At 58.0% G+C, this 11,638-nt stretch carries 8 protein-coding genes and 1 tRNA gene; 6 read left to right on the top strand and 3 right to left on the bottom strand.

Annotated elements, in window-relative coordinates; all coding sequences use genetic code 11:
• The 5 genes from AC1XOS_RS13850 to AC1XOS_RS13830 form a co-directional block, all read left to right on the top strand.
• Nucleotides 1–536 (top strand): sialate O-acetylesterase (locus AC1XOS_RS13850; protein WP_481962813.1); only part of this gene is annotated, 536 nt, incomplete at its 5' end.
• A 5-nt stretch (nt 537–541) separates the two neighbouring features.
• Entirely contained in the window at nt 542–2,098 is a 1,557-nt protein-coding gene (locus AC1XOS_RS13845; RefSeq protein ID WP_481962812.1) for an apiosidase-like domain-containing protein, read from the top strand.
• A gap of 151 nt (nt 2,099–2,249) precedes the next feature.
• Nucleotides 2,250–3,143 (top strand): dienelactone hydrolase family protein, encoded by an 894-nt coding sequence (locus AC1XOS_RS13840; protein ID WP_481962811.1) that lies wholly within the window; start codon nt 2,250–2,252, stop codon nt 3,141–3,143.
• 53 nt (nt 3,144–3,196) lie between these two features.
• Nucleotides 3,197–4,579 (top strand): sulfatase, encoded by a 1,383-nt coding sequence (locus tag AC1XOS_RS13835; protein WP_481962810.1) that lies wholly within the window; start codon nt 3,197–3,199, stop codon nt 4,577–4,579.
• Nucleotides 4,576–6,528 carry an arylsulfatase gene (locus AC1XOS_RS13830; RefSeq protein WP_481962809.1) on the top strand — a complete coding sequence of 651 codons (1,953 nt, stop codon included), beginning with the start codon at nt 4,576–4,578 and terminating at the stop codon, nt 6,526–6,528. Before AC1XOS_RS13835 ends, AC1XOS_RS13830 begins: the two co-directional genes overlap by 4 nt.
• A 130-nt stretch (nt 6,529–6,658) precedes the next feature.
• Here AC1XOS_RS13830 and AC1XOS_RS13825 read toward each other — a convergent pair whose 3' ends face one another.
• The 3 genes from AC1XOS_RS13825 to AC1XOS_RS13815 form a co-directional block, all read right to left on the bottom strand.
• Nucleotides 6,659–8,029 (bottom strand): DUF1552 domain-containing protein, encoded by a 1,371-nt coding sequence (locus AC1XOS_RS13825; protein ID WP_481962808.1) that lies wholly within the window; start codon nt 8,027–8,029, stop codon nt 6,659–6,661.
• Nucleotides 8,030–8,039: 10 nt separating this feature from the next.
• Nucleotides 8,040–10,652 (bottom strand): DUF1592 domain-containing protein, encoded by a 2,613-nt coding sequence (locus tag AC1XOS_RS13820; RefSeq protein ID WP_481962807.1) that lies wholly within the window; start codon nt 10,650–10,652, stop codon nt 8,040–8,042.
• A gap of 654 nt (nt 10,653–11,306) precedes the next feature.
• A tRNA-Arg gene (locus tag AC1XOS_RS13815) sits at nt 11,307–11,380 on the bottom strand.
• Nucleotides 11,381–11,451: 71 nt separating this feature from the next.
• Here AC1XOS_RS13815 and AC1XOS_RS13810 point away from each other — a divergent pair.
• Nucleotides 11,452–11,638: hypothetical protein (locus tag AC1XOS_RS13810; RefSeq protein ID WP_481962806.1), on the top strand; the 187-nt coding region annotated here is incomplete at its 3' end.

The following is an 11,638-nucleotide window of genomic DNA, read 5'->3' as shown; positions in this document are numbered from 1 at the left end:
CGCCATCTTGGGTAGAGGGTGAGGAAAAAAAGCCGGTCGCCTGGTACGCTGGGAAGCAGTACGACGACGACACGGCCAATGCAAAAAAAGTCTTGGGAGAGATCAGTAAGTACTATCCTGGCGCCCAAAAGTACGAGCTCGCGGGCTTTGTTTGGTGGCAGGGACACAAAGACCAAAACGCCGCCCACGCCAGCCGCTACGAGCAAAACCTGGTGAATCTTATCAAGAACTTGCGGAAAGACTTCAACGCCCCCAACGCTCCATTCGTGCTGGCCGTGGGCTGTGGAAACCCCGGACGTACGGGCTTTGGGCTCCAGCTCGCCGAGGCACAGCTGGCCATGAACGACCCCAAAAAGCACCCTGAGTTTGCAGGCAATGTGCTGTGCGTCGAGTCTCGGGATTTTTGGAAGAGCAAGGAAGCCTCCCCGAACCCAAAACAGGACTACCACTACTTCCGCAACGCCGAGACCTACTTGGAAGTTGGTAATGTGCTTGGGGTGGCGATGGTAAAGCTGTTGGACCAAAAGGGCAAGTAACTCTAATGAAATCTCTCATCGCATCGACCAACAGGCCTGTGGAGATCGCTTTCCTGGCCAAGAAGGCTCATCCGGATGCAGGCATGAGCACCGTACTTGATGTTGTCTTCACCGACCCGAAGGGCGTGCAGAAGACGGTACCTGCCTTCTGGGCCGGAGGTGCTCACTGGAAGGTTCGCTATGCCTCACCGCTGGCGGGAGTCCACCGCTATCTTGGTCAGTGTAGTGACCCGGAAGATACTGGTTTGCACGGTGTCTGTGGCAGTTTCGAGATCAAGCCCTACCGGCAGCAAAACCTCCTCTACCGTCACGGTCCCCTCCGCTTGGCAGCGGATCGGCGGCACTTTGAGCATGAAGACGGTACTCCCTTCCTCTGGCTGGCGGACACTTGGTGGAAAAACTTGTGTAAGCGGATGACCTGGGAGGGCTTTCAAGAGCTAACCGCCGACCGTAAGGCGAAGGGCTTCAATGCGGTTCAGATCGTCTGTGGCCCCTACCCCGATGAGAACATGATGGAGGCCCGCTGGGAAAATGAGGGTGGTAAACCCTACGAAAAGCTCGATTTCAGTGTCGTTAATCCCAAGTACTTCGACTATGCCGACCGTCGCATCCAGCACCTGGTCGATGCGGGAATAGTCCCGGTGATCGTCGGCGGCTGGGGGCGACCACAGGGTGGGGGTAGGAGCACACTGGCACAGGTAGGGCTCGATGGCTTCAAGCGACACTGGCGGAATCTGATTGCTCGCTACGGTGCCTATCCTGTGGTTTGGATCGTCGGCGGTGAGGCTAAGGATGCCTACGGTCCGTGGTCGGAGCTGGCAACCTATTTAAAGGCGACGGATCCCTACCAGCGCCCACTGACCTACCACGCTCCGGGCCATCCTCGTCAGGAGATTAAAGACAACGCAATCTTTGACTTCGACATGGTCGCGATCGGGCACGAGGGCTTTGCCACGGCAGCACAGACCCTGGAGCTGATGCGATCCTGTCTTTCCCAGAAACCCGTAAAACCAGTGATCTGCGGCGAGGCCTGCTATGAAGGGCACATGCAGACAAACTTCCAGGACTTGCAGCGTCACTTGTTCTGGAGTTTTATGCTGAGTGGTGCTGCGGGCCATACCTACGGCGCGGCAGGCATCTGGCAAGCGAGCGTGGAAGGTGACCCAGGCATCGATCCGGTCTACGACTGGACGACCTGGAGAGAGGGGATGAGCTACCTCGGGTCAACCCAGCTAGGGATAGGAAAGAAGCTACTGGAGCAGTATCCGTGGTCACGCTTTGAGGTGCATCCCGAGTGGACCGACAAGGACTGTTTTGCGGCGGGTATCCCCGGCAAGGTTCGGTTCATTTACCAGCCAAAGCGGGGCATCTATAACTGGAAAGGAACCATGGTTAAAGCGCTCGAACCCAATGTGGACTACTCACTTTTCTACTTCGACCCCGCTACGGGGAGACGCTTCAACCAGGGGATTGTCAATACGCTCTCGGGGGAGTACACCACGCCAAGGTTGCCCTCTCCTCAAGACTGGGTTTTAGTCCTCGCGAACACCACGAAGAAGTAACCCTCATCTGCCTTGCTACGGCAATGCGATGGCACGCCTCCCGAGGAAGACGCGCTGGGCGTAAAAAGACGCTCGACAACGCCTAGGTGTAGGAGATGGACAGCACGGTGAAATTGGTATACTGATCCCAAGAACGGAGCTGTCTGTCATCATGGAACGCAAAAACGCATCGGATTTTCCGCAAGAGCTGCTTGATCTCTTCGACCACTATGTCCACGGCGGGATCGACCGCCGGACGTTTCTCGAAGGGGCGCAGAAGTTCGCCACCGGAGCAGTAACCGCGACCATGCTCTGGGAGAGCCTACGACCCAACTACGCCTGGGCGCAGCAAGTCCCCAAGGACGACAAGCGCATCAAGACCGAGACCGTCACCGTGCCCTCGCCTAGGGGCAACACCACTATCAAGGGCTATCTGGCCATGCCCGCGAAGGCAAAAGGCAAGCTACCCGTGATCCTCGTGATCCACGAAAACCGCGGGCTCAATCCCTATATCGAGGACGTGGTGCGACGGCTGGCGACCGAGAACTTTATCGCCCTTGCCCCCGATGGTCTCACTTCCGTGGGCGGCTATCCCGGCGACGACGAAAAAGGCGGGGCGCTCTTTCGCACCGTGGATCGTGCCAAGATGGGCGAGGACTTTATCGCGGCGGCACGCTGGCTGAAGGCGCGCCCCGAGAGCAACGGCAAGCTCGGTGCGGTGGGCTTCTGTTTTGGCGGTGGCGTGGTCAATATGCTGGCGGTAAAGCTGGGGACAGAGCTGGCGGCGGGTGTCCCGTTCTACGGCTCGCAGCCCTCTGCGGAAGACGCCGCAAAGATAAAGTCGCCCTTGCTGATTCAGAACGGCGGGCTCGATAAGCGCATCCTCGACGGCTCACCTGCCTTTGAGGCGATTCTGAAGGCCAATAATATCCCCTTCACGGCGCATGTCTACGAGAGTGCCAACCACGGCTTCCACAACGACACGACGCCGCGTTACGATGAGGCTAATGCCAAGCTGGCATGGAAGCGCACGCTGGAGTTCTTCAACAAGTACACCCGGAGCTAGGGTAACCTTCCCGAAGGTACTGTCACACTCCTCACCCTGTGATCGCGACGATTATGATGAGACCCTTTTTCCTCTGTCTTCTCTGCCTGCTGGGCGTAAGCCCCGCCGGGGCACAACCTCCGCAAGCAAAGCCCAACGTGCTCTTTATCGCGGTGGACGATCTCAATACTTGGGTGGGGCACCTTGGGGGGCACCCGCAGGCCAAGACGCCCAACATTGACCGTCTCGCGAAAATGGGGGTGACATTCACTCATGCCTACTGCGCCGCGCCGGTCTGCAACCCCAGCCGGGCCGCGCTGATGTCCGGGCTGCGCCCCGGCACAACGGGCGTCTACGACAATAGCGAGCCGTGGCAGCCGGTGATCCCGAAAGAGCAGACACTCACCACGCAGTTTCTCAAGGCAGGCTACGAGGTCTTTGGGGCGGGCAAGATCTACCACGCCAACGCTCACCGGCCCGGTGAGTGGAGCGACTACGCCGTGCCTGCCGAGGGCAAGCAGACCCCGCATCCGTCGGCGAAGAACGATGGCGTGGGCGGCATTAAGTTCCAGCCCCTCACCGACGACTCGCACACATCCGATGAGGCGATCATGGACTATGGGATAAAGCAGCTGGGGCAAAAGCACGACAAGCCGTTCTTTCTGGCGGTCGGGGTGCACAAGCCGCACATGCCCTGGAACGTCCCCAAAAAGTACTATGATCGGTTCCCACTGGAGAGCATTCAGCTGCCACCGACGCTCAAAGATGACCTGGGCGATGTTCCGACGGAGGGCATCAAGATGGCTAAGCCCAAGGGGGACCATGCCCAGATGCTCGCCAGTGGGCGCTGGAAAGAGGCGGTGCAAGGCTATCTGGCTGCGATCTCCTACTGCGATGATCAGGTGGGGCGAGTCTTAGACGTCTACGACAAGTCGCCAGCGAAGAAAAGCACAATGATTGTCTTCTGGGGCGATCATGGCTGGCATCTGGGCGAGAAAGAGCACTGGCGCAAGTTCGCGCTCTGGGAGGAGGCGACCCACGCGCCGCTGATCTGGGTCGTGCCCGGCGTGACCAAGCCCAGCGGCGTGAGCGCGCGCACCGTGGACTTCATGAGCATCTTCCCCACGCTCTGTGACCTGACGGGAATCCCGACGCCCGCCCACAACGAGGGCAAGAGTATCCGTGCGCTACTGACCAACCCCAAGGCCGCTTGGGACACGCCCGCCATCACGACCTATGGCCGCAACAACCACGCCATTCGCACCGAGAAGTGGCGCTACATCCGCTACGCCGACGGCGGCGAGGAGCTCTACGACCATGAGAAAGACCCGCATGAGTGGACGAACTTGGCAAATAAACCTGAGCTCGCGAGCGTGAAGGCAGAGCTAGCCAGGTGGTTTCCGAAAGTCAATAAGACCGCGGCAAGGCGGGGCAACAACGGAGGCGATGGCGAGTGAAACCCGAAACGAAGCCCAATGTCTTGCTGATTCTCGCCGATGATCTCGGCTGGTCTGACCTGGGCTGCTACGGGAGCGAGATCAAGACCCCGAACCTAGACACGCTCGCACAAAATGGGCTGCGCTTTACTCAGTTCTACAACTCCGCGCGCTGTAGCCCCAGCCGCGCGGCCATTCTTACGGGCCTACACCCCCATCAGGCGGGCTTCCCCAACCTCAGCGGCACACTTCCCACCCGCTGCGCCACGCTTCCCGAGGTGCTCAAGCCCGCGGGCTACGCGACCTACATGGTCGGCAAGTGGCATCTCAACACAAAAAATCCGCCCACGGATCGCGGCTTCGATGAGTTCTATGGGATGTTGGGTGGCTACAACTCCTGCTGGAAGGAAGACCCGTTCTACACGCGCTGGCCCGAGGGACGAACCAAGCGTAGCTACAGCCCCGGCCAGTTCTACTCCACCGATGTCTTTGGGGACTATGCGCTCGACTTTATTCAGCAGGGCCAGTCCAGCGGCAAGCCCTGGTTTCTCTATCTGGCCTTCAACGCGCCGCACTTCCCGCTCCATGCCCCGGAGAGCGAGATGAGAAAGTACGAGAAGCTTTATTTCGAGAAAGGCTGGGACCAGACTCGGGAAGAGCGGCTGGCGCGGCAGAAAAAGCTTGGGCTCGTGCCGGGAAAGCTCGCGCTGACGCCACGGAGCGTCGTGCCCGAGAACCGCTTCAATAAACAAACCGGCTGGGCCGACAAGGACAACCCCGCCTGGGATAGCCTGCCCGAAGACCGACGGCGTGATCTGGCGCGGCGTATGGCGGTCTTTGCGGCGATGGTGGACCGGATGGATCAGAACATCGGGCGGGTGTTGGCTCATCTAAAAAAGACAAAGCAGCTCGACAATACCCTGATCTTCTTTCTCTCTGACAATGGCGGCTGTGCCGAGTGGGACCCGTGGGGCTTCGACGAGAGCTCGGGGCCAAAGAATACGCTCCATTCAGGTGCAGATTTGAAAACAGTGGGCGGGCCGCAGAGCTATGTGAGCTACGGCAGCGGCTGGGCCAATGTGAGCAACACGCCCTGGCGGCTCTACAAGCACTACAACCACGAAGGTGGGATTCGCACGCCGCTGATTGTTCACTGGCCCGTGGGAGTTAAGACAAAGCCAGGGGCTCTGACCACACAGCCGGGCTACATCACGGACTTCATGCCTACCCTACTGGAGATCTGTGGGGCGTCGTACCCCAGCGGCAAGCTCGCTATGGAGGGCATAAATCTCACCCCCGCTCTCGTCGGAAAGTCACTGCCACCGCGCTCGATCTTTATCGAGCACGAGGGCAATAAGTCCGTCCGCGACGGTGACTGGAAGCTGGTGGGGCTGGCTGGCAAGCCCTGGGAGCTCTACAACCTCACGCTTGATCCGACCGAGCTGACGGACGTCGCAAGCCGTGAGCCCGTGCGGGTTGCGGCGCTCGCTCGCGCCTGGGATGCCTGGGCGGAGCGCTGCAATGTGGTCGAGACGAAGTCGGCAACGGAGACTGTGCCCACGCCGCAGCTCGCTAATCGGGCGCTGCTAATCCAGTGTGAGATCCTGGCTGAGAGTCGTAACGGGGTGGTTCTTGCGCAAGGGGGACAGCAAAACGGCTACGCGTTGCATCTCAAGGACGGCAAGCTGATCTTTAGTATACGAATCGCCCAGAAGCTCACGGCGATTGAGTCGGGGGAGCCTTTGCCGCCCCGTCAGTGTCGCTTGGAAGCACGGCTGGCACGCGATGGCGCAATGACACTGCTTGTGAACGGAAAGACAGTGGCGACGGGGAAAGCCTCTGGCCTCATCCCGACCCAGCCGCAGGATGGCTTGAGTATTGGCCGCGATGAGAAGACCGCGGTGGGGGACTACACGGCCCCCAACCCGCTCTCGGGGACGGTTACTAAGGTGAACGTGAGCACTCAATGAAGTAATTCTTTGCGACTCTCGCGCACCTGGCTCTGGCACCTTGCTAATTGGCAAGAGGCTTTGGATAATAGAAAATCCGCTTGAGCAGAATACTCAAACGGATGGTTCTTCACGTAGAGCATCAGGGCAACTAGACCCGATCGAGAGTACCCTTGTAGCCGGCGAACTCGTTAGTCTCTATACCCACTCGTTTCAGGATGGTGACGAAGAGATGGGCGAGCGGCAGTTCATGGTGTTCGATGTCGCTTCTCCAACCAGAGTCGTCGTCGATTCCGGCGTTATCTTGGTGGTTTTCGTCTCTGGAGAACTTGAGGTAACGACCGTTTTTGAAGCCAAGGTTTTTGCCGCCAGCCGAGAGGATGGGGTAGTTCCGCGAGAGATGGAAACTACTCGAAGCTGACCCATGCATGGCGAAGGTGTTGTCGAGCAGGGTGCCGTTTCCGTTGGGTTCGGGGGTGTCTTTGAGCTTTTGGAGGAAGCGACCAAATTCCTCCGCTTGAAAGCGGTTGTAGATTCCCAGATTGCGCCAGCCGTTGGGTCTCTTGACCTCATGGGTCAGGCCGTGGGCGTTGTTGAGGCCGACGGCCCGGGCCAGCAAGTCCTGCGGGCCTCCAGAGTTTTCCCTGCCCATCATGTAGGTGGCGACGCGGGTCGAATCGCTGAGGAAGGCGAGGTAGATGAGCTCGTAGATGGTCTGCACGTAGGCCCGGCTGTCGCGTACGGTGACCTCAAGATTCAAGTGGCGGGCATCGACTTCGGGAAGGGCGGTATCGATCCATTTTTCGGCCCTGTGCAGTTTAATCTCGGTGTCGCGGACGGCATCGAGGTACTGTTGGAGCGTCTCGCGGTCGTGGCTGGAGAGCTTGCGATTGAGCGTGTTGACGTTGGCGATGAGGAGATCGAGCGCACTTTTGCTGCGGGCGAGCTTGTCGCGGGTTTCCTTTCCTTGGGTGACAAAGAGGCGGTCAAAGATCTCTTTGGGACGGCTGATCGAAGGGATGGGACGGCCTTGTTGGTCGAAGGAGGAAGTATGTGTGGCGCGCGGAGCGCCGGTTCCAGCATTGGTAGAGAGAACGAGCGAAGAATGGCGCGTGTAGCGGCCAAACTCTTCGGCGATGACTTGGTCGAGTGAAACGGTGTTTTTATACGGCCCCTCGCTTCCGGTGGCGGCACCCGTGAGGTATTGATCCGCATTGGCGTGACCGTGGACTTTGCGCGAGGCGGGATGGGAGAGGCCGGAGTAGATCGTGATGTCGTTGCGTAGCGGTTCGAGGACATCGAGGACCTTGGTGAGGCGGAAATCGCGTTCGCCTCCCTGCGGGAACCAGCTCCAGTCCTTCCAAGCCGGGTCATCCTGCCGGGGCAGGCCCACTCCGTCCGGATGGTAGATGCTCACAAAGCGAGCCAGCTTTTGCTGTGACTCGCCCTTGGCGGCGAAGGTCTCCATCCATGGCAGCGCGAGGTCAATACCGGCACCTTTAAGGAAGGTTCGTCGTTTCATCAGGACTCGATTATTTCTCATGTTCTTTTTCCTTCGCGACCTTTTCACGGAACAAACGGCTGTGAATAATGATGGAAACGAGGTCTTTCAGACCGTTTCCACGTTTTTTGAGTTCGACCGCTATCCTATCTAGCTCATCGCGGTCGGCAAACGACATCGGGCGGCCTAGAGCGTAGGTGCTCAATTTGTGAACCATCGCTTTTGCGAACTGATCCTGCCGGTCGGCCATGAGGTAGCTTTTTAATCCCGCCACCCCTTCCAATGCTTTGTTGTTGTAGAGGACGGCGGTGGCATCAACTGGCTTGTCATTGATGGTGGTGCGGAAGCGCCCGATGGCGTCAAAATTTTCCAAAGAAATCCCCCAGGGATCGATCTTGGCGTGACAGGAGCGGCAGGCGGCATTGTTGCGATGATCGGCCATCCGTTCCTTCGGGGTCATTTTGAGAATCCGGGGGTCGGTGAGATCCACCTGGGGAACATTGGGCGGCGGCGGTGGTGGCGGGTCGTGGAGCATTCTTTCCAGAAGCCAAACGCCGCGTTTGAGCGGATTGGAATCCACCCCGGTGGAGTTCATGGTGAGGACGGCCGCCGTGGTGAGAAGGCCGCCGCGGTTGACTCGGGCATCAATGGGGACTTTCCGAAATTCCTGCCCGGTCACGCCGGAGATTCCGTAGTGCTGTGCCAGGGGTTCGTTGATGACGAGGTAGTCCGATTGGAGGAAATCTACAATGCTGCGATTGTTGCGCAGGACGTGGTCGAAGAAGGCATGTGGCTCTGCGATGAGGTTTTTCTGGAACGCTTCGTTGTAAAATGGGAACTTCAATGGATCGACGACGACGTTGTCCAAGGCCTCAAGGCCCAGCCACTGTTGGACAAAGTGTCGGGTGAATCGCTTTGATTTGGGGTCAGCCAACATACGCTGGATTTGGGCATCCAGAGTCTTCGGCGATTTGAGCTTGCCGGAAAAGGCGAGGTCGAGGAGCGGGGCGTCCGGAATGCTGGACCAGAGAAAGAAGGAGAGACGATTGGCCAGCTCCAGGTCGCTGACGGTGTGGGAAGGTTTTTGGGGTTCGGTTTGAACGAGATAAAGGAACTCGGGTGAGGCCAGCACAGTGCCGAGGACCTCGATCACGGTTTCTTGGAAAGTGGCGAAGCGAGGGCGGTATTTTGTGAAGAGCTGGTGGTAGGCTGCGATGTCGCTATCCGCAATCGGACGTCGCCACGCCCGCGTCATGAAGCGCTTCAGAATCTCCCGGACATACGCGTTTTCATCCTTCTGGTTTGGGCTCTTAAAGAAGATGGCGGTGTGGGACTTTGGCGGCCATGTCTCATAGAGTCCGGCTTCCACTTCGACGTAGTCGATTTCCAGATTTACCGGCGGATTCTTTCCTCCTTTACCGGTCGAGGAAATGTTGTGGATTTCGAGATACTCCGTGCAGTTGGGAAAGCTTCCGATTTCGTACATTTTTCGAAAGGGGTTTCGCGGCAGCCCCGCAAGCGGAACATCAAAGGTGATAAACTTCGGATCCTTGGTGGAAGCGGTCACTTCAACGTCCCGCTCGCTGACGATGACGGACCCTCTTCCCTCATTGTTGCTTTGAAAGCCGAAAACCAATCTGAGGTTTGCAGACTGCCCGGGCTGGCGTTCGCTTGCACCGACGCGAATCCGGACCCGTAGGATGCCTTCATCTGGAACCGAGTTTCCGAGATCGAGGTGGAACTGTCGGGAAGGCGGGAGCACCGCGACGACGCTGGAGACCGGCGGGATGGCGGAGGTGGTTTTGTCCGGTTTGAGATTCCAGATCCCTTGGCGGGACTCACCATCTAGGATAACGTAGTAGGCCCAGTTATAGGAAAAGCCCTCACCGGTGTCCTTGTTGACAACGTGGGTATACCGGATGTCTTTGGCATTCGCGGAATTTTTGGGAGGGATGGGTTTCTGTTTCAAGGCGGAGGCTTTGTCCATCGCCTCTTGCATCGGGATCTGCCAGGTCACCACCGGAGGGCGGTCTCCTTCGACGGTTGCTTTTTGCAGGGCCTCGATGGCTATCTCGCGATAGGTCTCAAGCTGCGTCGCCGACATCTGGAGATACTTTGAGATGTTTTTGAAGCCGTCCTCGGATGTGTTTTCGGGCGGGAGTGCCTCGGTAAACGGAAGGTTGAGGTCCAGCAAGTCCTGCAGGGCGTGGTTGTATTCGTAGTTTGCCATGCGGCGAAAGGAACTGTGACCTCCGGCATCTCTCCGGGCCTGGGAGGCCTTTTGCATTTCCTTCCCCAACCATTCGATGATTCGGGCTCTGTCCTCATCCTTGAGATGGTAGTTCGGTTCGCCCGCCGGCGGCATCTCGCGCTTGCTGAGGACGTCGTAGATCTCGATCCACCGATTGATGTCCCTACCCGTGAGAAGATTTGGATCCAGTTGGTCGATTCGAAGTCCCGCATTGGACTTTTTCGGACCATGACAAGCGGTGCAGGATTTTGCGAGGAGTGGAGCGACGAACTTTTGATAGTCGTCACGATTGGCCTTCTGCATGGGTTCCGCCGTGCCAACGGGGATAAATGATCCTGCCAGCCCAACAAGTGTCAGGGTGGTGGCAAGTTTTGTTCGAAAGTGGAGAGGCATAATTGAGTTTCCGGACGGGAGCAACGGGCTATTTTTTGACTCCCTAGATCTCTTCTAGAAGATCGTAAAGGTCCGGATCATGTTCCTTAAGCTCGGCCCGGACGAAGGGGTAGAAATCGTTATCAGGGCTTGGGCTCCATCCGCCACTACTGCGAAAAGAGCGAGCAGCAAAGTCGCCGTGGTTGCAAGGACCAACTGGTGCACGGCAAGGATCTGGCTACTCATCCTGAACAGGACGGTTTTTCCAAGGTTATTGTTCACAAGAAGCCGCCTAGTCGGAAGTGGAGCATGACGTTGCGAGTGAGCCGCGAGAACGGGCCGAGGAGTAGTTTTCACGATTCAAGTCTATCCTAGCACCTCCTCCCACGTCTCGCAACAAATAACGACTCCAGGGCGCGCTGGCAAGGAGCCTGACGCCACCGGCGCGGGTAGCGGCAGGGAATCCAAGGTTGGGTTACTCCCCCTTAGAAGCAACTCCGAGGCTACCGCTGTTTATCGTACCGTTTGCCGTGGACTTTTTGCCCTAATCGGCAGCGGTCAAAGTGTCCTGAAAAACGCCCAGATTACAGATCTTTCAATGCAGGCTAAGATAGAAAAAAGCCGACCTCAAATTGAGGTCAGCCTGGTGGAAGTTTCGGGAAAAGATTCCCTAAGTGCACCCGGCAGGACTCGAACCTGCGACCTTCTGGACCGCAACCAGATGCTCTAATCCGCTGAGCTACGAGTGCAACGGGTCGTAGTATATCATGTCTACTTACTCTGTCAAGGATTTTACTGAGAGAGTGTCGAATCTCTGAGCATGTCTGAACTACGCTTGCTGACTTCGGATGACTATCTGGCCCACCGCCAGCTCATGAGCCATGCTTTTGGCCGAGGAGGCGTGGTGGAGCCGCCCACAGAGCCCAAAGAGCCCTCGAAAGAGACAATTGGGATTCTGGACGAGGGGCGGCTCTGCTCGGCGCTGACGATCTGTCCTTTTACGGTCT

The organism is Armatimonas sp. (genome assembly GCF_964826245.1).
Note: the sequence above shows the minus strand (reverse complement) of the source record. Positions and strands in the feature narration are given on the sequence as shown.